Source organism: Dolomitihabitans soli (genome assembly GCF_022213955.1).
GTDB classification, from domain to species: Bacteria; Actinomycetota; Actinomycetes; order Streptosporangiales; family Streptosporangiaceae; genus Streptosporangium_A; species Streptosporangium_A soli.
On record NZ_JAKNTW010000018.1, the window covers coordinates 275,443 to 298,479 of the forward strand.

Here is a 23,037-nt window from a genome sequence, read left to right on the forward strand (position 1 = left end):
CCTCGTTGCCCGCGTCGTCGGCTCGCACCGCCCGCCACGTCCCCGGCGCCCGCGGGCGCGCCGGATCTGCTCCCCGATCGTCATCGGCCCCGCCCGGAGGCGTTTCTCCGACCACCCGGAACGCGAGGCGGAAACCCTCGCGATGGTCAGCGCCTGGCGCTCTCCGACTACCAGAACGCGAGGCGGAGACGCTCGCGGCCGACGGATCGGCTGAGGCTGGGAGCGGTTATCACTCCCCAGGGATGAGTGGAGTACCACCCGGATGCAGAAAAGCCAGACCGGAGCCGTTTGACGTTTGAGTTACCGGGCGACCACCGGTAGTTGTTGCGAGTGAGGGCACACCCCTCGCCCTCACTGCCGTGCCCGTCCCCCTCGGGCACGCCGCTGACCGCATCTGGAGGTTCGTCGATGCCCACGCTCGAAGAACGGGTGACCCGGCTGGAGAAGGAGTTCGCGGCCTTCAGAGGAGACCCCTCGCTCCGCGTCGACCAGGCCCTCGTCCCCGTCCTGTCCGACCTCGACCTGATCAAGGAGCGGTTGCACAACGTGGAGCGAAGGGTGAACGAGGCCAACATCCAGATCGGCCTGCTGCGCAGTCAGACCAGCATGCTGGCGGGCGAGCTGCACGAAGGGCTGGCGACCAACCGGTTGGAGCTGGAGAGCCTCCGCACCGAGCTCCGTGACCAGATGGCCCTCATCGAGCGGCGGATCGAGACTCTCACCCGGTCGAACGCGGAGATGTTCCAGACCGTCCTGGAACGTCTGCCCGCCGGCGCCGGGTGAGCGCGGGGGCCGGTCCGGCTCCGGTACCGGTCCGGCCCCTGATGTCAGCGAGTGAAGGCCGCGAGGATGCGGTCGGCGGCGAGGGCGGGGGTGAGCACACCCTCGAGGACCTCGCGTTCCACCTCGGCGGTGATGGCGGCGACCTCCGGATGGTCGCGCAGCTCGGCGAGCAGGCGGGTGCGCACCAGGGTCCAGGTCCAGCCGACCTGCTGGCGGCGCCGCCTGGCGGCCAGCTCGCCCGACGCCTCCAGCGCGTCCTGGTGCCCGACGACCCGGCCCCACAGCTCCTCCAGCCCGTCGCCGGTGAGGCCGCTGCAGGTGAGCACGGGGGCGACCGGCCCCGCCGACCTGATCAGGCGCAACGCCCCCGCCAGCTCGCGGGCGGCCTTGCGCGCGGCCGGCTCGTACTCGCCGTCGGCCTTGTTCACCGCGATCACGTCGGCGAGTTCGAGCACGCCCTTCTTGATGCCCTGGAGCTGGTCGCCGGTCCTGGCGAGGGTGAGCAGCAGGAAGGTGTCGACCATGTCCGCGACGGCGGTCTCCGACTGGCCGACGCCGACGGTCTCGACGAACACCACGTCGTAGCCGGCGGCCTCGACGACGATCATGGCCTCCCTGGTGGCCCCGGCGACGCCGCCGAGGGTGCCGGAGGTCGGCGAGGGCCGGATGAACGCGCCGGGGTCGGCGGCGAGGCGGGTCATCCTGGTCTTGTCGCCGAGGATGCTGCCGCCGGTCCTGGTGGAGGAGGGATCGACGGCGAGCACCGCGACCCGCCGGCCCTGACCGGTCAGGCGCACGCCCAGCGTGTCCACGAACGTCGACTTGCCGACGCCCGGGACACCGGTGACGCCGACCCTGCGCGCCCGGCCCGCCAGCGGGGTCAGCTCGACCAGCAGCCGCTGGGCCAGCTCCCGGTGGTCGGGCCTGGACGACTCCACCAGGGTGATCGCCCGTCCCAGCCAGGCCCTGGAGCCCGCCTTGATCCCTTGGACGTAGTCGTCAACCCGCATGGCCCAGCCGGGCTCCGAGCTCACCGAGCAGGCCGGCCGCCGCATCGGCGATCACGGTGCCGGGCGGGAAGATGGCCGACGCGCCCGCCGCGCGCAGCTCCTCGAAGTCGTCCGGGGGGATCACCCCGCCGACCACGATCATGATGTCGTCGCGGCCCGCCGCCACCAGCTCCGCACGCAGCGCGGGCACCAGCGTCAGGTGCCCCGCCGCCAGCGAGGAGACGCCGACGACGTGCACGTCGGCCTCGACCGCCTGGCGCGCCACCTCGGCGGGCGTCTGGAACAGCGGGCCCACGTCGACGTCGAACCCGAGGTCGGCGAAGGCGGTGGCGATCACTTTCTGACCTCTGTCGTGGCCGTCCTGGCCCATCTTGGCCACCAGGATCCTGGGGCGGCGTCCCTCCGCCTGTTCGAACGCGGCGCACGCCGTACGGACGCCTTCGGTGCCCTGGCCTGCCTCGTCGCGGTACACCCCGGAGATCGTACGGACCTGGCCGGTGTGGCGGCCGAAGACCTTCTCCAGCGCGTCGGAGATCTCGCCGACGGTGGCCTTCGCGCGGGCCGCCTCGACGGCGAGCGCGAGCAGGTTCTCCGTGCCGGCCGCGCCCTTGGTGAGGGCCTCCAGGGTCTGCGCCACGGCGGCGGGGTCGCGTTCGGCGCGGAGCCTGCGCAGCTTGTCGAGCTGCTGCCGCCTGACCGAGGTGTTGTCGACCCGGTGCACGTCGATGACCTCGTCGGTGTCCGCCCGGTACTTGTTCACGCCGATCACCGGCTGCCTGCCCGAGTCGATCCGCGCCTGGGTGCGCGCCGCCGCCTCCTCGATGCGCAGCTTGGGCAGCCCGTCGTCGATCGCGCGGGCCATGCCGCCCGCCTGCTCGACCTCCTGGATGTGCCCCCAGGCCCGCGCGGCGAGGTCGTGGGTGAGCCGCTCCACGTACGCGCTGCCGCCCCACGGGTCGATCACCCTGGTCGTCCCGGACTCCTGCTGGAGCAGGAGCTGGGTGTTCCTGGCGATGCGGGCGGAGAAGTCGGTGGGCAGGGCGAGCGCCTCGTCGAGCGCGTTCGTGTGCAGCGACTGGGTGTGGCCCTGGGTGGCGGCCATCGCCTCCACGCAGGTGCGCACCACGTTGTTGAACACGTCCTGCGCGGTGAGGGACCAGCCGGAGGTCTGCGAGTGGGCGCGCATCGACAGCGACTTCGGGTTCTTCGCGCCGAACCCGGCGACCAGGTGCGACCACAGCAGCCGCGCCGCCCGCAGTTTGGCGACCTCCATGAAGAAGTTCATCCCCATGCACCAGAAGAACGACAGCCGGGGCGCGAACGCGTCGATGTCGAGCCCCGCCGCGACGCCCGCCCGGAGATACTCCACGCCGTCGGCGAGGGTGTAGGCGAGCTCCAGGTCGCAGGTCGCCCCCGCCTCCTGGATGTGGTAGCCCGAGATGGAGATCGAGTTGAACTTCGGCATCTCGGCGCTGGTGAAGGAGAAGATGTCGGAGATGATCCGCATCGACGGGCCGGGCGGATAGATGTAGGTGTTGCGGACCATGAACTCCTTGAGGATGTCGTTCTGGATGGTCCCCTGGAGCCGGGCGTGCGGCACCCCCTGCTCCTCCGCCGCGACGATGTAGAGCGCCAGGATCGGCAGCACCGCCCCGTTCATGGTCATCGACACGCTCATCTCGTCGAGCGGGATGCCGTCGAAGAGCTGCCGCATGTCGTAGATGGAGTCGATCGCCACGCCCGCCATGCCCACGTCGCCGCGGACGCGTGGGTGGTCGGAGTCGTAGCCCCGGTGGGTGGCCAGGTCGAAGGCCACCGACAGGCCCCGCTGCCCCGCCGCCAGATTGCGCCGGTAGAAGGCGTTGGACTCCTCCGCCGTGGAGAACCCCGCGTACTGCCTGATGGTCCACGGCTGGTTGACGTACATGGTGGGGTACGGCCCGCGCAGGTACGGCGGGACGCCGGGATAGGTCTCCAGGCTGTAGCGCCCCGACGCCACCGGCTCATCGAGGTCGGCGGCGGTGTAGAGCGGCTTGACCCCGATGCCCTCCGGCGTCTCCCACGACAGGCCGGCCGGATCCCGCCCCGTCTCCTCCCGTACGGCTCGCGCCCAGGCGGCCTCGTCCTCGCCGGTGGCCTCGTGGGTGGCCTCGTGGGTGGCCGGGCCGTCCAGCGGGATCGCCGAGAAGTCGGGGATCATCGGGTCGCCTCCTGGTCCTCGAACGGGTCCTCGAACAGGTCCTCGAACGTCGTGCGGAGCACGGCGAGGGCGTCGCACCCGGCGTGCACCGTCGCGTCCACCCCCTCGTGGTCATCCTTCCCCGCCAGCCAGATCCTGGTCGCCCCGGCCGCTCTGAGCGCCCCGGCGACCGCCGTGGCGTGCTCGCCGTACAGCTTGTCGGTCGAGCACAGGCAGGCCACCCGGGCGCCGCTCCGGGTGAACGCGGCGGCGATCTCGGCCGGATCCGCCGACGACCCGCTCCGCACCGTGGCGAAACCGCCCGCCTGGAAGAGGTTCGCGGCGAACGAGGCGCGCGCCGTGTGCGCCGCCGGCGGCCCGATCGTGGCCAGGAACACCACCGGCCGCTCCGGCTGCGCGTCCGCGAGGTCCCGCAGCGCCTCGAACCCCGCCGCGTACCTCGTCCGCGGCAGGCCGCCCCCGCCACCCGGCTCGGCGGGAGCCGGCGCGCGGACCGGGAGGCGCTCGTCGAGGTGGGGGAACTCGCTGACGCCGGTGATCGGGTCGCGGCGGCGGGCGATGCGCTCGGAACGCCTCGCCCAGGTGGCGGCGATCCGATCGGCGACCAGGCGGGAGGCCGGCTCGGCCGTCATCCCGCCGGCCCGCTCGATCTCCTGGAACCACGCCCAGGCCGCCTCCGCGAGGTCGGCGGTCAGCCGCTCGACGTACCACGAGCCGCCCGCCGGGTCGGCGACCCTGCCCACGTGCGCCTCCTCCAGCAGCAGCGACTGGGTGTTGCGCGCGATCCGCCTGGCGAAGTCGTCGGGCAGCCCCAGGCAGGCGTCGAACGGCTGCACCGTGACGGCGCCGGCGCCACCGGTGCCGGCGGCGAAGCAGGCGAGGGTGGTGCGCAGCATGTTCACCCACGGGTCGCGCGCGGTCATCATCGCCGAGGAGGTGACGGCGTGCTGCCGCTGTCCCCCGCTCCCCCGTTCCCCGCACGCCTCGGCGACCCGCGCCCACAGGCGGCGGGCGGCGCGCAGTTTGGCGATGGTGAGGAACTGGTCCGCGGTCGCGGCGTAACGGAAGTCGAGCTGACCGAACGCCTCCCGCGCGCCGAGCCCCGCCTCCGTCAGAACCCGCAGGTAGGCGACGCCGGTGGCGAGCGCGCAGCCCAGTTCCTCGGCGTCCGATCCGCCCGCGTCGTGGTACGGCGTGCCGTCCACGGTCACGGCGCGCACCCCGGGGAAGCTCTCGGCGCAGCGCAGGGCGAGCTCGGCGGCGATCTCCAGGCCGGCCGCAGCGCCGGTGCGCGCGGCCAGGCCGAGCGGGTCCGCGCCGAGGTTCCCCGAGAGCTCCCGGCCCGAACCCAGCCCGAGGAACACCTCGGCCGCCCGCCCCGTCTCCGCCCCCGCGTCGAGGACCACCGGCACGCGGGCGAGATCGACCCGCCCGAGCATTCCCGGCAGTTCCTCGACCGGGACTGCGTCCGGGCCGATCGCCAGCCAGATCGAGGTGACCCCGTTCGCCAGGTCGGCGAGGACCGCGCCGGGGTCGGCGACGGCGTGGCGCTGCCGTACGTCCCAGCCGGGCAGCGTGCCCGACCCGCGCGTGTACGGCGGCAGCCCGGGGACGCCCGGATCACCGGGCAGGTCGGCGGCGTCGTACAGCGGGGCGATGGTGACGCCGTCGTAGGTCGGCGTGGACAGCGACTCCTCCGGAGCACCCGACTTGCGGAGCACGGCCAGCGCCGCCTCCCGCCATTCCGCCCGCGAGGCGGGTGGGAAGTCGGCTGCGGGCGGGAGTTCCCGGGACGGCACTCTCATGACGGGATAGTAAGCGAGCGCTTGGGGGGACGGTTCGCCCGGGTCCGGATCTCTGCCCCTACCGGCGCTTTCCGGTACCTTGTCGGGCGATGTCGACGAACCGGGAGCCATCCGAGATCGGCGGGTACCGCATCCTGCGCCGGCTCGGTCAGGGTGGCATGGGTGTGGTCTACCTCGCGGCGGACACGCGGGGGCGGCGGCTGGCGCTGAAGGTGATCCACGAGGAGTGGGCGCGCGACGCCGCCTTCCGGCGCAGGTTCGCCCGCGAGGTGGCGGCGGCTCGCCGGGTGGCCAGGTTCTGCACCGCCCCCGTGCTCGACGCCGACGCCGGCGGCGAGCGGCCCTACCTCGTCACCGAGTACGTCCAAGGCCCCGACCTGGGGCAGGCCGTACGGCGGCACGGGCCGCTCGGCGGCGCCGACCTGGAGTCGCTCGCGGTCGGCATCGCGGTGGCCCTCAGCGCGATCCACGGCGCGGGCGTCGTGCACCGCGACCTCAAGCCGTCGAACGTGCTGCTGTCCCCGACCGGGCCGCGCGTCATCGACTTCGGCATCGCCCAGCTCGCCGAGCCCGAGGGGCTGCCGACCAGGGGGGTCATCGGGACGCCCGCGTTCATGGCGCCCGAGCAGGCACGGGGGGAGGCCACCTCGGGCGCCTCCGACGTGTTCGCCTGGGGCGCCCTGATCGCCTTCGCCGGGACCGGCCGGCTGCCGTTCGGGAGCGGGGCCGCCGCCGAGGTGATCTACCGGATCGTGCACGAGGAGCCGGTTCTCGACGGTCTCGACCAGCGGATGCGCGCCCTCGTCGAACGCGCCACCGCCAAGCGCGCCGAGCTGCGCCCGACCGCCGGCGAACTGCTGGCCGAACTCGTCGGCGCCCCCGGCGCCACCCCCGAGACCGCCACCCAGGTGGTCGAGCACACCTGGACCGGCGACCTGGCGGCCCCGCCCGCTCACGAACCTCCCCCGCAGGAACCGCCGTCCCAGGGAGTTCCGGCCCCCGGCATGACGTGGACGGCCCCGGCGCCCGGAGCGCCCCGGCCGGAACGGGCGAGACGGCGTCGCCTGCTGGCCGCGGGCGCCGTCGTGCTGGCCGCCGCGGTCACGGCGGCGGTGGTGTGGACGACCCTCCAAGGACCGGCCGCGCTGCCGTACCGGGAGACCTTCGGGCGGAGCGGCGACTGGGCCTCCGGCACCACCGAGGGCGGCGTCGCCGCCTACGAGGCGGACGGCTACGTGCTCACCGTGAACCAGGGCTGGCGGCTGTGGAAGACGGCCCCCGTCGGCCCGGTCGGCGACGTGCTGCTGATCGCCGACGCGAGCATGCCGAAGGGCGCGGGCGCCTACGGCGTGTGGTGCGCGGGCACGACAGGCCGCTACGACTTCACCGTGACGACGGACGGCGGCGCGGCCATCACGCACGACGGCCGGGTCCTGGCCGAGCAGGCGGAGAACACCGGCGTGCGGGCGCGGAACCGGATCGTGGCCAGGTGCGGCTCCCGCCTCCAGCTGTGGGTGAACGGCGCGCTCGCCGCCGACGCCGAGGGCTCCAGGGACGGCGAGGGCGACGTCGGCGTGATCGCCGTCCCCGCCCCCCGGGGCACCGCCCAGGCCCGCTTCGAGGACTTCGAGGTCCGCGCGGGATGAGATTCGGGGTGCTCGGGCATCTGGAGGTGGTGGACGGGGAGCGGACGCTGACTCCCGGGCCCGCCAAGCACCGCGTGCTGCTGGCCGCGCTGCTGCTCGACGCCGGGCAGGTCGTGCCGGTCGACCGGCTGGTGGCGGCCGTCTGGGGGGCGGGGCCGCCGCCGTCGGCCGAGCCGGTGCTGCGGGTCTACGTGAGCGCGCTGCGCAAGAGCCTGGGCGCCGGGTTCATCTCGACGATGGCCGGCGGCTACCGGGCAGACGTGGGGCGGGACGCGATCGACGTCTTCCGGTTCCAGGAGCTGGTCGCCGCCGCAGGCCGTACGCGGGACGCCGGGGATCTCGCGGGCGCGTCGGACGTGCTGCGCGAGGCGCTGGCGTTGTGGCGGGGCGAGGCGCTGGCCGACGTCGAGTCCGACGAGCTGCGCCGGGTGCACGTGCCGGCGCTGGAGGAGCTGCGCCTGACCGCCACCGAGGAGCGGATCGACCTCGACCTGGCCCTCGGCCGCCATCGCGACGTCGTCGGCGAGCTGCGCCGGCTCGTCGCGTCCTATCCGCTGCGGGAGCGGCCGCGCGCCCGGCTCATGCTCGCGCTCGACGGGTCCGGCAGGCGATCGGAGGCGCTGGAGGCGTACCGGGAGGCCCGGGCCGTACTGGTCGGGGAGCTGGGCATCGAGCCGGGGCCGGAGCTGCGCGCCGCCCACGAGGCGGTGCTCGCCGCTCCCAAGGGGGACCCCGAGCCGGTCTCCGTCCGGCGCTCGGTCCCCCCGGCGGAGACCCCCTCCGACCTGCCCGACTTCACCGGAAGACAGGAGGCTCTCGGCTGGCTGGCGCGGCAGGGACCCGGATGCGTCGTGGTGTACGGCGCGGCCGGGGTCGGCAAGACCGCGCTCGCCGTGCACGCGGCCGCCACGCTCGCGGACCGCTACCCCGGCGGGCGGCTGCACGCGGCGCTGCGCGACGCCGACGGCACCCCGATCGACCCGGCGACCGTCCTTGAGCACTTCCTCAGGTCGCTCGGCTGCCCCGACGCCGAGATCCCCGCCGGACCGCAGGAGCGGGTGCGGCTCTACCGCACCCTGGCGGCGGGCAGGCGGCTGCTGGTGGTGCTGGACGACGCCGCGGAGGAGGCCCAGGTGCGGCCGCTGCTGCCTGCCGCGTCCGGCTGCCTCGCCCTGGTCACCAGCAGGTCCCCGCTGACCGGTCTGGAGGCCGCGCGCGCCTACGAGCTGGGGGTGCTCAGCGAGGATGAGGCCCTCACGCTGCTGGCCCGCGTCGCCGGCCGGGAGCGGGTGACGGCCGAGCCGGAGGCGGCCGGGCGGATGGTGGCGTTGTGCGACCGGCTGCCGCTCGCGGTGCGGATCGCCGGGGCCCGGCTGGCTCGCCGTACCGGGTGGACGCTCGGGCACCTGGTGGGGCGCCTGGCCGACGAGCGGCGCAGGCTCGACGAGCTGAGCGCGGGCGATCTGGCGGTGCGCGGCAGCCTGGAGTTCGGCTACCGGGGGCTGTCCGCGGCCGAGGCGCGGCTGTTCCGGCTGCTCGGGCTCCTCTCCGCGCCGCACTTCGCCGCGTGGGTCGCCGGGCCGCTGCTGGGCGTGCCCGACGACGCGGGCGAGCGGCTGGTGGAGCAGCTCGTGGAGTCGGGGCTGCTGCAGCCGATCGGCCTGGACGCCGCGGGCCGGGAACGCCACCGGTTCCACGACCTGACCAGGCTCTACGCCCGCGAGTTGTGCGCCGCGGAGCGGATGACCGCGCTGCCGGCCGCCTTCGGCGACCGGCTGCTGACGCTGAGCCGCTCGGCCCGCGCGCTGCTCACCCCCGCCGACCCGGGCTCCGGCGAGACGATCATGCGGACCGGCGAGGAGGACCTGCCCGGCGGCACCCGTGAGATCAGGGAGTCGGGCGACTGGCTCGGCGCGGAACGCGACTTCCTGGTCTGCTCGGTCACCGACCTGGCCCGGTACGGCAGGCCGGAGCAGAGTTGGCGGCTGGCCTTCTACCTGGCGGAGTTCTTCGAGGCCAGAGCGCACCACGACGACTGGATCCGGACCCACTCCGTGGCCCTTGAGGCGGCACGGGCCGCCGGCAGCCCCCGGGGCGAGGGGTTGCTGCTGCGCGGCCTGGCCGACGTCCAGCGGTTGGCCGGGCGGACCCGCGAGGCCGAGCGGGCGCTCACGTCCAGCCTGGAGCTGCTGCGCGGGGACGGCGTCCAGGAGGCGCAGCTCCGCAGGCGGCTCGGCCTGGTGCGGCTGGCGCAGGGGCGGCTCCCCGAGGCGGCCGGGCTGCTCGCCTCGGCGCTCGCCGTCTTCGAGGGCGGCGACCCGCGCGGCGTCGCCGACACGCTGCGCGACCTCGGTGTGGTGCGGCTGCGGATGGGCGACCCGGGCTCTGCCGTACCCGTGCTGGAACGCTCGGCCGCCACCTGCCGCGACCTCGCCGACCCGCGCGGCGAGGCGGCCGCCCTGCGCGAACTCGCCGCCGCGTGCCTCGCGGCCCGGCAGGCGGAGCGGGCGGCGGCGCACGCCGAGCACGCGACGGGGATCAGCCGGAGGCTCCGCGACCCGCTGGCGACGGCTCGCGGCCTGTACGTCTCGGCCCAGATCGCGCAGGCGCTGGGGCGGTCCGGCGTCGCCTCGTCGGCGGCCGTCGAGGCGGCGGGACTGTTCGAGGAGTACGGCAGGCAGCAGGAGGCCGCGGCGGCGCTCGCCCTGGTCGGGACCACTATGCAGATCCTGAATGTGCCCCCGGTACCTTCGGGGCGACACATCGACGAGCAAGAGGACTCCCCCTGATGAGAAGGAAAATCACGGCTCTGGCCGGTGTGCCGGTGCTCGCACTCGCGCTGACCGCGTGCGGCGCGCTGGGCATGCCCGGAGGCGGCGAGGAGCGCCAGACGTCCGCACAGGCGCAGGCGCCTTCCCAGGCCCCGTCCCAGGCGCCCGCGTCGGACACGAACCAGGCTCCCAGTTCGGCGCCCGCCTCGCCCGCGCCGCCGCAGCCCGCTCAGGCCATCGCGAACAAGCAGTTCGACTTCGAGGGCCGCAAGATCGACGTGGCCGTCACGGAGCTGAGGCGCGAGGGCAAACTGGCCACCGTCCACTTCACCATGGGTGTCGCCAAGGGTGAGAGGTGGCAGATCGCCTACGCCCTGAGAGCCGAGGGCAAGACGGTGTTCAACGTCAGCGGTGTCAGCCTGATCGACACGGCCAACGCCAAGCGTTACCGGACGGCCTTCAGCGGCGCCACCGCCGACAGCGAGGGCGACTGCGTCTGCTCGTCGGTCCAGGGCATCTTCCTCAGTGAGGGCGAGAGCCACTCGTTCTACGCCTCCTTCGCGGCTCCCCCGCCGGACGTCACGAAGATCAATGTGGAGATCCCGCGGTTCGGAGTGTTCAGCGATGTCCCGCTCTCCTGACCGCCTGCCGCCCCGGGCGACCGCCCGGCCGCCGGGACACCGCGCCGCGCGCGGCCTGGCGCTGGCGCTCGCCGTGGGCGTGTCCGTGGGGCTCGCCCCGCCCGCGTGGGCCGATCCGACGCCCGCTCCGCCGCCGCCCGGTGACGCGGTGGGGGTCGTGGAGGACATCATCGGGCGCGTCGAGGACGTCTCGCTCACCGTGGAGTCGCTCGACTCCTCGGAGAGCGAGACGCGCGACGACCAGACCGTCACCGTCACGCTGACCAGCGACGTCCTGTTCGCGCTGGACAAGGCCGACGTCACGGCCAAGGCGAGAGCCCGGCTGGCGACCGTCGCGAAGAAGATCGAGACCGACTCGGCGGGCGGGGTCGTCAAGATCGCCGGCCACACCGACGACCAGGGCGAGGACGCCTACAACGTCCGGTTGTCCCAGCGCCGCGCCGACGCCGTCCGCGATGCGCTGGCCAAGTCGCTGGCCGGGCAGGGCGTCACCTTCCAGGCCACCGGACACGGCGAGGGCGACCCCCGGGTGCCGAACCTCGTCGGCGACAAGCCCAGCGAGAAGAACCGGGCCCTCAACCGCCGCGTCGAGATCGTCTACAACGTGAGCTGACGCCTTCGACGGCTCCCGCCCTACAGGTACAGGCCGGTCTTCTCCTCCGGCCTCGACAGGGCCGACGTGCCACCCGAGCGCAGGGAGTACAGCTCGGCCAGCGTGGCGCCCGCCGGGCCGATGCCCTCGCCGGTGCCGAGCCAGGCGGCCGCCTCCTCGTGGGGCAGCGGCCCGACCTCGATCTGGGTGAGGCAACGGCCGGGCCGTACGACGGCCGGGTGCAGGCGGGCCAGGTCCTCGTTGGTGGTGATCGCCACCAGCACGTCGCGGCCCTGGCCGAGCAGGCCGTCGGTCAGGTTGAGCAGCCGCGACAGGCCCTGGCCGGTGATCTCCTTGGCCCCCGCCCTGATCAGCTCGTCGCAGTCTTCCAGGACCAGCAGCCGCCAGCGTCGCTTCTGCCCGTCGTCATCGTCGTCGAAGCCGACCGCCACCTCCATGAGGTAACCGGGATCGTTGAACAGGCACTCGGGATCGAGCACGCAGTCGACCTGGCACCAGTCACGCCACTCGTTGGCGAGGCTGCGCAGCAACGTGGTCTTGCCGGTGCCCGGTTCGCCGTGCAGCAGGATCAGGCGGCCGTTGACGGATGCCGGGGTCACCCCCATCAGGCGCTCCAGCGCGCCACCCGCCGACTTGGCGTAGTTGCCCGCGATCTCGGGCCAGCGCACCGCGCTGATCGGCTTCTCCGAGCGGCGGCTGCCGTGCGCCGTACGCCACCAGAAGCCCATCTCGACGTGATCGTTCGCGGGCGGCGGCTCCACCGCGTCGCCGGTCGACTCGGCCAGCACGCTCCTGGCCAGCTCCTCGCTGACCGCGGTGACGCACAGGGTGGCGGCGCGGTTCTTGTACCTGACCACGCGCATGGTCCAGCCCTCGCCGCACACCAGGCGCGAGTCGCGCCCGTCCTCCTCCTGCGCCACCCGGACCACCCGCCCGCCCTGGGGCAGCAGCGTCGCCTCGGGACGCACCCGCTCCAGGTTCGCCGTACGGGACCAGGGCTGCGCGCCGGTGGCGAACGGGGACAACGCGAGCGCGTCGATGACGTCGACCGGCGTGTCACCGTCGTCGAGCCAGATATTCATCGGTAGTTCCGCCATCTCAGGCCTGAAACTTACCTCCTTGACCACGGACATGGGAGCAATGATCCGCTTTCCACCCCGGCGCGTCTAAGGGTTTTCGGTTTCACCGCCGGCTCAGGTCCCCTCTGCAGTCGGTGTTCAGCCCGAGGCCGTCCACCCGGTGGCAGCCGAGCTTGTCACCCGTGACCGTGAGTACGAGCGTGCCGGGCAGGAGGCGAGGGGGAAGCCGTGCACGCTACGTCACCGATGTGTGGGATGTCCGTGGCGTAGGCGTGCCCGAAGTGGGTAGAGCGCGGCGAGTTGGCGAAATCATCGATGAATCATCGCCGAACACGTTACTCTCAGTTGTCCCCCCGTTGCGTTCGCAGGAGACTCCGTGGCCATCGACCTTGTCACCCGTAAAGAGTGGGGCGCTCACGCGCCGCGCGGCTCGTACTCCTCGCTCAGTTCCACCAAGGGCGTGAAAGTTCACTACACCGGAGGCCGAGTCGATCCGCAGATCGCCGACGATCACGACAAATGCGTCGCCATGGTGCGCTCCATCCAGGGTCACCACATGGATGGCAACGGCTGGATGGACATCGGCTACTCCATGGTGGCGTGTCCGCATCAGAAGGTGTTCGAGGGGCGGGGGCCGAAGCGTCTGCCTGCGGCCAACGGCGCGGGGCTGAACTCCGAGCACTACGCGGTGCTGGGGCTGGTGGGCACGTCCGGGCTGGTCACGCCCCCTGACGACATGCTGCACGGCATCCTCGACGCGATCGACTACCTTCGCGCCAAGGGCGGCGCGGGCAAGGAGATCAAGGGGCACCGCGACGGATACGCCACGACCTGCCCCGGGGAGAAGCTGTACGCGTGGGTGAAGAAGGGCGCGCCCCGGCCCGGCGGCCAGGAGCCGACCGACCCCGACCCGACCCCGCCCGGGAACGCTCCAGAGTGGCCGGGCCGCGAGTTGAAATACCCCCCGGTGATGCGCGGCGACGACGTGCGCACCTGGCAGGCCCGGATGCGCAAGCGCGGCTGGAGCCTCGACGCCGACGGCGCGTACGGCGCGCGCTCGCGTGAAGTGTGCAAGTCCTTCCAGCAGGAGAAGGATCTGCCGGACACCGGCGTCGTGGACGAGGCCACCTGGGTCGCCACCTGGGAGAAGCCGGTCACGTAAGATGTCGTCGCCCGAGGGGTGGAGGGGCGACCATGAGCGGGGACGACACGGCCGTGGAGGAGTTGCTGCGCGAGCTGGCGCCGCAGGTCCTCGGCGCTCTCGTGCGGCGGTACGGGCACTTCGACGCCGCCGAGGACGCGGTGCAGGAGGCGTTGCTCGCCGCCGCCGTGCAGTGGCCGAAGGAGGGCCGGCCGGACCACCCCCGCGCCTGGCTGATCACGGTCGCGTCCCGCCGGCTGACCGACCAGTTCCGCAGCGAGGAGGCCCGGCAGCGCAGGGAGACGACCGCCGCCGCGATGGCGCCGCCGGAGGACCTGACCGCACCGCCCGCCGACGAGCAGGCCCCCGCCGAGGACGACACGCTGACCCTGCTGTTCCTGTGCTGCCACCCGGCCCTCACACCGTCGTCCCAGGTCGCGCTCACCCTGCGCGCCGTCGGCGGCCTGAACACCGCGCAGATCGCCCGCGCGTTCCTGGTTCCCGAGGCGACCATGGGCCAGCGCATCAGCCGGGCCAAGCAGCGCGTCAAGTCCAGCGGCATCCCCTTCGCCCTGCCGCCCAAGGGTGAGCGGGCCGATCGGATCAGCGCGATCCTGCACGTGCTCTACCTGATCTTCAACGAGGGCTACACCACGACCTCGGGCCCCGACCTCCAGCGCACCGAGCTGACCGCCGAGGCCATCCGGCTCACCCGGTCGGTCCACCGCCTGCTGCCCGCCGACGGCGAGGTGGCCGGGCTCCTCGCCCTGATGCTGCTCACCGACGCCCGGCGCACCACCCGCAGCGACCCCGACGGCACCCTGATCCCCCTGGCCGACCAGGATCGCAGCCGTTGGGACCAGCAGTCGATCAAGGAGGGGGTCGCGCTCGTCACCCACACGCTCGCGCACGCCCCTCTCGGGCCCTACCAGCTCCAGGCGGCGATCGCCGCGGTCCACTCGGAGGCGCCGCGCGCGCAGGAGACGGACTGGCCGCAGATCCTCGCCCTGTACGAGCTGCTCACCCGCCTCGCCCCCAATCCCATGGTCACGCTCAACCACGCCGTCGCGCTCGCCATGGTCCACGGCCCGCGAGCCGGCCTCGACCTGCTCCGGGATCTCGACACCGACGAGCGCCTGGCCGGCCACCACCGCCTCGACGCCGTCCGCGCCCACCTCCTTGAGATGGCGGGCGACGAGGAGGCCGCCCGCGAGAACTACCGCCAGGCCGCCCGCCGTACGACCAGCCTCCCCGAGCAGCGCTACCTGGAGTCGAAGGCCGCCCACCTGAGCCCCTGACCAGGCCGGGCCGGATACCGGCGGGGCAGGACCTCGTCGGCTGAGCGGGGCCGCGTGAACGTGACGGCGTACACGACCGGCCTGCCGTCTCGCGGCAGTCCGGTCCGGCCGTGGGAGCTCGACAGCCACGGCGTGACACTCCGGGCCCACCCCTGCCACCGATACGTAAACCTTCCGATGTGCCGCGGAAGGGGCAAAACGACAATCGGCTCCGTGGTCACCGTGTTGCCTGCTGATCTGAGCCGCGTCGTGCTGCACCGCTTCACCGCGGTGCGGCCGGGGGAACGTGGGGTGACCGGCTACCTGGATCCGTTCGGGAACGGGAGCGGCACCTTCTCCTGCGCGCGCTGGGAGTCCGAGGAGCGGGAGATCGGGTTCGCGGCGACCGAGCTGGTGCCCTCGTGGGCGGCCGTGACGCCGCCGGGGACCTGGATCGAGGTCGCGCTGTGCGGCCGGACGGAGAGCGGGACGCTCACCAAGTGGTACATCATGGGGCGCTGGGCGTCGGGCGAGGAGACGATCCATCGGACGTCGCTGCCCGGCCAGGGCGACGACGACGGAGACGTCGCGGTCGACACGTTCGTCGCGGCGCGGCCGATCGTGGCCTACCGGCTGCGGCTGACCCTGTACGGGGAGGGCGCCCGGGTGATGTCGGCGAGCGTCATGGCCTCGGCGGTCGCCTCGCAGCCCGGTGTCACCAGAAGCGCGCCCGGTGCGGCGGCCGGGATGGAGCTGGCCGTGCCCCGGCGCTCGCAGAAGACGCACGCCGGGCACTACCCGCAGTGGGACGGCGGCGGCGCGTCATGGTGCAGCCCGGCGGCGGTGACCATGGTGCTGGAGTTCTGGGACCGCGGCCCGGACCCGGCCGAGCTGTCATGGGTGGCCCCGGGCGATCCGTGCCCGGCCGTCGACCACGCGGCCAGGAGAATGTACGACCACAGCTACCAGGGCACCGGGAACTGGCCGTTCGGCGTCGCCTACGCCTGCGTGTACGGCCTGACCGGGGTCGTCACCAGGTTGCGCTCGCTGGCCGAGCTGGAGCGCCTGGTCCAGGCGGGCATCCCGGTGATCACCTCCCAGTCCTTCAGGGACCACGAGCTGCCCGGCTCCGGCTACTCCACCAGTGGCCACATCATGGTCGTGATCGGCTTCACCGGCGACGGTGACGTCATCGCCAACGATCCCGCCGCGCCGGACGACGAGTCGGTGCGGCGGGTCTATCCTCGGGCCGCGTTCGAGAACGTGTGGCTCCGCGGCTCCAGCAGCGGGGGGATCGTCTATGTCGTTCACCCGCCGGAGATTTCCCTGCCCCCTTCCGACGGCAACTGGTGAGTGATGTTGAACGTCTCCCCCATCCGCCCCGTTGACGTGGCCCGCGTGGACGACCGTCCGCTCTGGGTTGAGATCTCCGGCGACGAAGTCTGGTGGGACGAACCCCGCCCGCACGAGGGCGGTCGCCGGTGCGTGGTGCGGCGCGGCCCCGACGGCACGCTGCGCGACGCGCTGCCCCCCGGCTGGAACGCGCGCAACCGCGTGATCGAGTACGGCGGGCGGTCGTGGCGACCGGCCGGCGGCGGCGCGATCGTCTTCACCAACTGGGCCGACCAGCGGGTCTACCGCTACGCCGGGGAGGGCGAGCCGGAGCCGCTGACTCCCGAGGGCCCCTTCCGTTACGCGGATCTCTACCTGCCTCCCGGCCGGGAGGAGGTATGGGCGGTCCGCGAGAGCGACGCCGGTGAGGTGCGGCGCGATCTGGTGGCGGTGCCGCTGGACGGCGGTCCCGTCCGGGTGATCGTCCAGGCCCAGCACTTCCTGATGAACCCCCGGCTGTCGCCCGACGGGGGGAAGATCGCCTGGATCGGGTGGGACCATCCGAACATGCCCTGGGACGGCACCGACCTCTGCGTCGCCCCCCTCCGCCCGGACGGCACCGCCGGGCCGTACGAGAAGGTCGCGGGCGGGCCCGAGGAGTCGGTCGTCCAGGCCGAGTGGCGCGACGACGCCGCCCTGTACGCGATCACCGACCCCACCGGCTGGTGGAACATCCACCTGGTCCCGCTCGACGGCTCGGAGCCGCGCAACCTGGCGCCGCTCCCCCTGGAGTTCGGCGACGCGCCGTGGAAGCTCGGTTTCACCTGGTTCGCGATCGCGGGCGAGCGTCTGGTGACGATGTACGGCACGGCGGACGGCAGGCGCCTGGGCGTGCTGGATCCGGGGTCGGGGGAGATCACCGAGATCGGCGGCACGGCGACCCACTGGGCGCCCACGATCTCGGTCGGCGGCTCGACCGTGGTGGCGGTGGCCGCCTCGCCGTACACGCCGTTCGAGGTGACGGCGATCGATCTCGGCGACGGGGGGCGCACGGTGTTGTCCGCCGGGAAGGAACTGCCGGGGCGCGACCTGCTCCCGACGCCCGAGGCGGTCGTCATCGAGGGCGTGCACGCGCACGTCTACCCGCCGCACGGCGGAACCGGGGCGCCCGCGCCGTACGTGATCTTCGTGCACGGCGGGCCCACCGGGGTCAGCCCGATCATGCTGGACCTGGAGGTCGCCTACTTCACCAGCCGCGGCATCGGCGTGGCCGATGTCAACTACGGCGGCTCCACCGGTTACGGGCGGGCCTACCGGGAACGGCTGCGTCACCAGTGGGGGGTCGTCGACGTGCAGGACTGCGCGAAGGTGGCCCGCGGGCTGGTGGCGGACGGGCGGGCGGACGCGGCCCGGATCGCGATCCGCGGCGGCAGCGCGGGAGGCTGGACGGCGCTGGCCGCGCTGGTGCACAGCGACGTGTTCCGCGGCGCCGTCGCGCACTACGCGATCACCGATCCGGAGAGCTGGGCGGCCGAGACGCACGACTTCGAGTCCCGCTATCTCGACGGGCTGATCGGCCCGCTCCCGCAGACCCGGCCGCGTTACCTGGAGCGTTCACCGCTGCTGCACGCCGCTCAGGCCTCCGGCCCCGCGCTGCTGCTGCACGGCCTGGAGGACGCCATCGTGCACCCGATCCAGGCGGAGCGGTTCGTTCGCGAACTCGACCGCAACGGCACCCCCTGGGCCTATCTGACCTTCCCCGGCGAACAGCACGGCTGGCGCAGGGAGGAGACGATCGTGGCCGTCCTGGAGGCCGAGCTGGCGTTCTACGGTCTGATCTTCGGCCTGCCCACCCCCGAGGTCCCCCCTCTCCACCTCAATAAGTGAACATGGGACGTGATTGGGCAGAGGTGAAGAAGTACAAGGGGGGAGACTGTTTTGTCTGAGGTAGCCGGGATCTGCTCTGATCTGATCAGGATCGACACCACGAACCCGGGCGACGGCGAGCGGGTGGCCGCCGAGCACGTCGCCGGGTTGCTCAGCGAGGTGGGGATCGAGCCGGTGGTGTTCGAGTCCGCGCCCCGCCGTACGAGTGTGGTGGCGCGGATCCCCGGCGCGTCATCGGACGCGCTGCTCGTCCACGGGCACCTCGACGTGGTGCCGGCCGACCCGCTGGAGTGGCGGCACCATCCGTTCTCGGGCGAGATCGAGGGCGGCTGCGTGCACGGCCGGGGCGCGGTCGACATGAAGGGCACGCTGGCGATGACGCTGACGGCCGTCCGTGACCTGGTCAGGCGTGGTGCACGACCCAAGCGTGACCTGGTGCTCGCCTTCCTCGCCGACGAGGAGGCGACCGGCGAGTTCGGCTCGGGGTACGCCGTCAAGGAGCACACCGACCTGTTCGAGGGCTGCACCGAGGCGATCAGCGAGTCGGGCGGTTTCAGCGTGCAGACACCCGGCGCGCGGATCTACCCGGTCGCGGTCGGCGAACGCGGCACGGCGTGGATGCGGTTGATCGCGCGCGGCGTCGCGGGCCACGGCTCCAGGCCCCCGGTGGACAGTGCGGTGGCCGAACTGTGCCGGGCGATGACCCGCCTGGCCGACCACGACTGGCCGGTACGGCTGACGCCCGCCGTGGCCTCGCTGATCGAGAGCCTCTCCGAGGTCCTCGGCGAGCCGATCGACCTGGACCGGCTCGAAGAGGAGTCGGTACGGCTGGGCGCCGTCGGCGCGCTGTTCAAGTCGCAGATCCGCAACTCCGCCAACCCGACGATGCTGAACGCCGGCTACAAGGTCAACGTGATCCCCGGCATGGCGGAGGCGCACGTGGACGGCCGTTTCCTGCCGGGCTACCGCGAGGAGCTGCTGGAGACCGTCGACAAGCTCATCGGCCCCAAGATCACCCGCGAGTTCGTCAACCTGAGCGGCGCCCCCTCCGCGCCGTACCCGTCTCCGTTCTTCTCGGAGATGTCCGCCGCGCTGGTGGCCGAGGATCCGCTGGCCCGGCCCGTGCCGTTCGTCATGGGGGGCGGCACGGACGCGAAGTCGTTCTCCGAGATCGGCATCCCGAGCTACGGCTTCGCGCCGCTGCTGCTGGATCCCGGCCTCGACTACTACGGGATGTTCCACGGCGTGGACGAGCGGGTCAACGTGAGCGCCCTGGAGTTCGGCGTCCGCGTGCTTGGGCGGCTGTTCACCTAGGACGCCCCCGCGGAGGCCGGGAGCCACGCGGCGGGAACCGGACTGGCTCACGGTCGCGGCGCTCGCCCGGCCGGCACCCGTCGGCGCGGGATCTCAAGAGGTCACCGGAGCACCTCGTCGATCATCGCGAGGAGCCGGTCGCGGTCCTGGCCGCCGAGCGCTCCGCCGAGCGTGGCGGCCAGCTCGGCGAGCGGGTCGTGGCGGGGCAGCCGGTCCATCGCGCCGGCGAGTTCCGCGACGTTCCAGGCCGCGCCGTCCTTGGTCACCTCGGCACCGCGCGACCGGGCGAGCACGGCGGTCACCGTGGCGCCGCGCACGGCGAAGACCTCGCCGTTGAACGGGCAGCCGGCTGAGGCCAGGTAGGCCGCGACGGGCGCGATGGCGGCGGGGTCCCGCGGATCGTGCCCGTGGCTCTCCTCGCTCATGCCGGGCACCCCGAGTGTGAGCCGGGTGCGGGCCATGGAGGGCGAGACGCAGTTGACGCGTACCCCCTGGCGGGCCAGTTCGAGGGCGTGCACGGTGCTCATCGCCGCGATGCCCGCCTTGGCCGCCGCGTAGTTGCTCTGTGTGGGCAGCGGGTTGAGCACGCCGGAACCGGAGACGGTGTTGACGATCGCCCGGTCGACGCCGGCCGTCGTGTGGTCGCGCCAGTACCGCGCCGCCCATCGGCTGACCGCGAAGGTGCCCTTGAGGTGGACGGCGACCACGCTGTCGAACTCCTCCTCCGTCATGTTCACCAGCGCCCGAGCCCGCTCGTTACCCGCGTTGTTGACCACCACGTGGAGGTCGCCGAATGTCGCGACGGCCTGCTCCACCATGCGCCTGGCCCCCTCCCAGTCGGCGACGCTGTCGGAGTTCGCCACCGCCGTGCCGCCCGCGGCCCTGATCTCCTCGGCCACCTCCTCGGCGACCCCCGGGTCTCCGCCCGTGCCGTCGGCGGCCACTCCCGGATCGTTGACCACGACCTTCGCCCCCTCGGCCGCGAAGAACAGGGCCTCCGCCCTGCCGATCCCCCGCCCGGCGCCGGTGATGAGGGCGACCCGCCCGTCCAGACTTCCCATGACGACTCCCGTCGAATCAGTGCACTCGATGTATTAATGCATCGAATGTACTAAACTCTGGGGCATGGGACTGCGAGAGGTCAAGAAGGAACGCACCCGCGACGCGCTGGCCGAGGCCGCGGTCCGGCTGTTCCAGGAGAAGGGGTACGCGCAGACGACCGTGGCCGAGATCGCCGCCGCCGCCGGGATGTCCACCCGCACCTTCTTCCTGCACTTCCCCGCCAAGGAAGACGTGCTCCTGGCCGGCGGCAGGCCACGGCTGGACCTCGGCCTGGCGGTCATCGCCGACCGGCGGCCGGGCGAGAGCATCGCCGAGTTGCTGACCCGCGCACTCGACGCGATGGTGTCCGACGTCTGGGAGAAAGACCTGCACAGCGGCCTGGCGGCGATGCGGGCCCAGCTCGCCGCGACCGAGCCCGAGCTCCAGGCACGCCTGGTGCACCGCCTGCACGCCACCCAGTCGGAGCTGGCCGACGCACTCCTGCGGGCCTGCCCCGGCGAGCTCTCCCCGTCCACCGCCGCCACCGTCGTCGGCGCGGTGCTGGGCGCCGTCCACGCGGCGGCCGACGCGAGCCTGCGCCAGGGCGATCCGCCCGCCCGGGTGCGGGCCGCCATGCTGGCCGCGCCCGGCGTCGCCGCGGACCTGCTTCGGGGTACGACGAAGTATGTAGATCCGGCTCATCCCACGTGGGGAGGGACACGGCACGGCCATGCGTCAGAATGAGCGGCATGCGTTCATTCGATGACGGTCCCGGAGCCGGTACGGCATGAGCGTCGAGCTCCTTCTCGGCCTCGGTGCGCTCGCGCTGATCGACAGTACGAGCATCGGCACCCTGGTCATCCCGATCTTCCTCATGCTGTCGCCGGACCGTTCGGTCCTCGGGCGGGTCCTGGTCTATCTGCTGACCGTGGCCGTCTTCTACTTCGCGATCGGCGTCGGACTCATGTTCGGCCTGATGCCCGCGCTGGAGAGCGTCGGCGACGGGGAGATCTTCCGGTGGGTGGAGCTCGTGGCGGGCGTCGGGCTGTTCGCCCTCAGCTTCCGCTTCGACCCCAAGCGCCGCGCCGCCCGCGGTGCCAAGGACCGCTCCAGCTGGGCCAGGGACAAGGCGAACCTGGTACGGGGCTCGTCGTGGGGAATGGTGCTGCTGGGGGTGACCGCGGCGGGCATCGAGGTGGCGACCATGCTCCCCTACCTCGCCGCCATCGGCCTCATGATCGGCGCCGATCTCTCGGCCGCCGCCTGGCTGCCCACTCTGGGGGCCTACAACGCGGTCATGGTGCTCCCCGCGCTGCTGCTGCTCGCGGCGCGGTTCGCCGCCGGGGAACGCATGGAGAAGGTCCTCAACCGCGTCGCCGCCTGGATGTCGCGGCACTCGGCGAGCGCGCTGAGCTGGACCCTGGGCATCATCGGCTTCCTGCTGGCACGCGACGCCGCCGTCTATCTCTTCTTCGTGTGAGCGCGCCTCACGAGGGGAAGCCGGTGATCCTCCTCGGGACCACCCTGACCATCAGCCACACCATGTCGTCGCTCTCGGGGTCGTCGCTCTCGGGCGGCAGCTCCCCGGCGTGATATTTGCGTCTGAGGTCGCGCTGGAACTTCCCGCCCTCGTCGACGGTCAGCTCGGCCGTACCCCTGATGTCCACCGACTCGTAGGGGTTCGCGGGGTCGAAGATCGAGAGACTGACCCGTGGGTCCCTGGCCAGGTTGCGGCCCTTGAGCCGGCCGACGGTGGTGGAGAACAGCACCGTGTCGCCGTCGCGCATCACCCAGATCACCGAGGTCTGCGGGCTGCCGTCGAGATTCACCGTGGCGAGGGTGGCGACGTTCGTGCCGTCGAGGAGGCGGCGTGCCCTCTCGTCGAATGTCTCGGCCATGACGCTCAACCTACAAAGCCCACGCGGCACAAGTGCGACGGCACGCCGATCGAACCCCGAGCGATGGCCGGCCCGATCCGGTGGCCTCTGACCTGCGGGCTCGTCGTTCCGCATGTTCCACAAGCCGGTGCCACAGGCACGCCGTACGTCGGCTGAGGTAGCGAAACGGTCACCGTAGGACGGATGTGCTCGCCGTGCCGTCCACGGCACGCTCTAGGCATGACCACTGTCATACATAAGCTCGTCGAGTCGTACGCCGCACTGCCGGGGTCCTTGGCCGGCTGGGACCGGGGTGGTTGGGGCCGGTCCGGCTGGGGCGGCAGCCTGTGGTTCGTCGTCGTCCCGCTGCTGGTGGCGCTGACTGTGGCCGCGGTCTTCATGCTGTCGCGCCGCCGTTCCACCCACGCACGGGCGAGCGAGTCCGTGCTCGAGGAACGCTTCGCGCGGGGCGAGATCTCCGAGGAGGAGTACCGGGCGCGGCTCGCCGTCCTGCGGGAGACCACCCGCACGTGAGGCCCTGATCCGTTACAGGGTGACCGCAAGGGCGACGAAGCTCCTGTCCAGGACGTTCTGGATCATGGTGATCCGGGTTCTGTCAG

The 23,037-nt window shown here is 72.7% G+C and carries 19 protein-coding genes; 13 read left to right on the forward strand and 6 right to left on the reverse strand.

Going from position 1 to position 23,037, the window contains the following annotated elements; translation table 11 throughout:
• Window positions 1-408: 408 nt before the first annotated feature.
• Entirely contained in the window at window positions 409-783 is a 375-nt protein-coding gene (locus MBA17_RS30075) for a hypothetical protein (RefSeq protein WP_238500108.1), read from the forward strand.
• 44 nt (window positions 784-827) lie between these two features.
• On the opposite strand, the gene meaB is transcribed toward MBA17_RS30075, so the two are convergent.
• From meaB to MBA17_RS30090, 3 genes are read right to left on the reverse strand one after another with little or no spacing between them, the layout of a single operon-like run.
• Complete coding sequence (gene meaB, locus MBA17_RS30080; protein WP_238500109.1) at window positions 828-1,793, reverse strand: methylmalonyl Co-A mutase-associated GTPase MeaB; 966 nt, start codon at window positions 1,791-1,793, stop codon at window positions 828-830.
• Window positions 1,783-3,993, reverse strand: coding sequence for a methylmalonyl-CoA mutase (scpA, locus tag MBA17_RS30085; protein WP_238500110.1), 2,211 nt, complete (start codon window positions 3,991-3,993; stop codon window positions 1,783-1,785). Before scpA ends, meaB begins: the two co-directional genes overlap by 11 nt.
• Entirely contained in the window at window positions 3,990-5,798 is a 1,809-nt protein-coding gene (locus MBA17_RS30090) for a methylmalonyl-CoA mutase family protein (RefSeq protein WP_238500111.1), read from the reverse strand. The genes scpA and MBA17_RS30090 overlap by 4 nt, the downstream gene beginning before the upstream one ends.
• 89 nt (window positions 5,799-5,887) lie before the next feature.
• Between MBA17_RS30090 and MBA17_RS30095 the strand changes: the two genes are divergently transcribed.
• Genes MBA17_RS30095 through MBA17_RS30110 form a run of 4 tightly spaced genes read left to right on the forward strand, consistent with a single transcriptional unit; the run spans window position 5,888 to window position 11,469 of the window.
• Window positions 5,888-7,444: a serine/threonine-protein kinase gene (locus MBA17_RS30095; RefSeq protein WP_238500112.1), complete on the forward strand. Its 1,557-nt coding sequence runs from the start codon at window positions 5,888-5,890 to the stop codon at window positions 7,442-7,444.
• Window positions 7,441-10,233, forward strand: coding sequence for an AfsR/SARP family transcriptional regulator (locus MBA17_RS30100; protein WP_238500113.1), 2,793 nt, complete (start codon window positions 7,441-7,443; stop codon window positions 10,231-10,233). Before MBA17_RS30095 ends, MBA17_RS30100 begins: the two co-directional genes overlap by 4 nt.
• A complete protein-coding gene (locus tag MBA17_RS30105; RefSeq protein ID WP_238500114.1) occupies window positions 10,233-10,856 on the forward strand; it encodes a hypothetical protein in 624 nt (207 codons plus the stop codon). Before MBA17_RS30100 ends, MBA17_RS30105 begins: the two co-directional genes overlap by 1 nt.
• Window positions 10,840-11,469, forward strand: a complete 630-nt coding sequence (locus MBA17_RS30110) for an OmpA family protein (protein ID WP_238500115.1) — start codon at window positions 10,840-10,842, stop codon at window positions 11,467-11,469. Before MBA17_RS30105 ends, MBA17_RS30110 begins: the two co-directional genes overlap by 17 nt.
• Window positions 11,470-11,489: 20 nt before the next feature.
• Here MBA17_RS30110 and MBA17_RS30115 read toward each other — a convergent pair whose 3' ends face one another.
• Window positions 11,490-12,602: a DUF5925 domain-containing protein gene (locus tag MBA17_RS30115; protein ID WP_274386143.1), complete on the reverse strand. Its 1,113-nt coding sequence runs from the start codon at window positions 12,600-12,602 to the stop codon at window positions 11,490-11,492.
• Between the two features lie 322 nt (window positions 12,603-12,924).
• Between MBA17_RS30115 and MBA17_RS50615 the strand changes: the two genes are divergently transcribed.
• From MBA17_RS50615 to MBA17_RS30140, 5 genes are all read left to right on the forward strand, one after another.
• Window positions 12,925-13,710, forward strand: coding sequence for a peptidoglycan recognition protein family protein (locus tag MBA17_RS50615; RefSeq protein WP_238500117.1), 786 nt, complete (start codon window positions 12,925-12,927; stop codon window positions 13,708-13,710).
• A 32-nt stretch (window positions 13,711-13,742) separates the two neighbouring features.
• A complete protein-coding gene (locus MBA17_RS30125; RefSeq protein ID WP_238500118.1) occupies window positions 13,743-14,987 on the forward strand; it encodes an RNA polymerase sigma factor in 1,245 nt (414 codons plus the stop codon).
• A 213-nt stretch (window positions 14,988-15,200) separates the two neighbouring features.
• Window positions 15,201-16,319 (forward strand): C39 family peptidase, encoded by a 1,119-nt coding sequence (locus MBA17_RS30130; RefSeq protein ID WP_238500119.1) that lies wholly within the window; start codon window positions 15,201-15,203, stop codon window positions 16,317-16,319.
• Between the two features lie 45 nt (window positions 16,320-16,364).
• On the forward strand, window positions 16,365-18,185 hold the full coding sequence (locus MBA17_RS30135; RefSeq protein ID WP_238500120.1) for a S9 family peptidase: 1,821 nt from the start codon (window positions 16,365-16,367) through the stop codon (window positions 18,183-18,185).
• Window positions 18,186-18,236: 51 nt separating this feature from the next.
• The gene (locus MBA17_RS30140; RefSeq protein WP_238500121.1) at window positions 18,237-19,499 is read left to right on the forward strand and encodes a M20/M25/M40 family metallo-hydrolase; all 1,263 of its coding nucleotides are present in this window, start codon (window positions 18,237-18,239) and stop codon (window positions 19,497-19,499) included.
• A gap of 101 nt (window positions 19,500-19,600) precedes the next feature.
• Here MBA17_RS30140 and MBA17_RS30145 read toward each other — a convergent pair whose 3' ends face one another.
• Window positions 19,601-20,560, reverse strand: coding sequence for an SDR family NAD(P)-dependent oxidoreductase (locus tag MBA17_RS30145; protein WP_238500122.1), 960 nt, complete (start codon window positions 20,558-20,560; stop codon window positions 19,601-19,603).
• A gap of 64 nt (window positions 20,561-20,624) precedes the next feature.
• On the opposite strand from MBA17_RS30145, the gene MBA17_RS30150 reads away from it, so the two are divergent.
• Together MBA17_RS30150 and MBA17_RS30155 are read left to right on the forward strand one after the other, a co-directional pair.
• Window positions 20,625-21,284 (forward strand): TetR/AcrR family transcriptional regulator, encoded by a 660-nt coding sequence (locus MBA17_RS30150; protein WP_238500123.1) that lies wholly within the window; start codon window positions 20,625-20,627, stop codon window positions 21,282-21,284.
• A gap of 43 nt (window positions 21,285-21,327) precedes the next feature.
• The gene (locus MBA17_RS30155) at window positions 21,328-22,020 is read left to right on the forward strand and encodes a GAP family protein (protein ID WP_238500124.1); all 693 of its coding nucleotides are present in this window, start codon (window positions 21,328-21,330) and stop codon (window positions 22,018-22,020) included.
• 7 nt (window positions 22,021-22,027) lie between these two features.
• On the opposite strand, the gene MBA17_RS30160 is transcribed toward MBA17_RS30155, so the two are convergent.
• A complete protein-coding gene (locus MBA17_RS30160; protein ID WP_238500125.1) occupies window positions 22,028-22,438 on the reverse strand; it encodes a PPOX class F420-dependent oxidoreductase in 411 nt (136 codons plus the stop codon).
• 219 nt (window positions 22,439-22,657) lie between these two features.
• Here MBA17_RS30160 and MBA17_RS30165 point away from each other — a divergent pair, with 219 nt between their 5' ends.
• On the forward strand, window positions 22,658-22,951 hold the full coding sequence (locus MBA17_RS30165; RefSeq protein ID WP_238500126.1) for an SHOCT domain-containing protein: 294 nt from the start codon (window positions 22,658-22,660) through the stop codon (window positions 22,949-22,951).
• The last annotated feature ends 86 nt before the right edge of the window (window positions 22,952-23,037 follow it).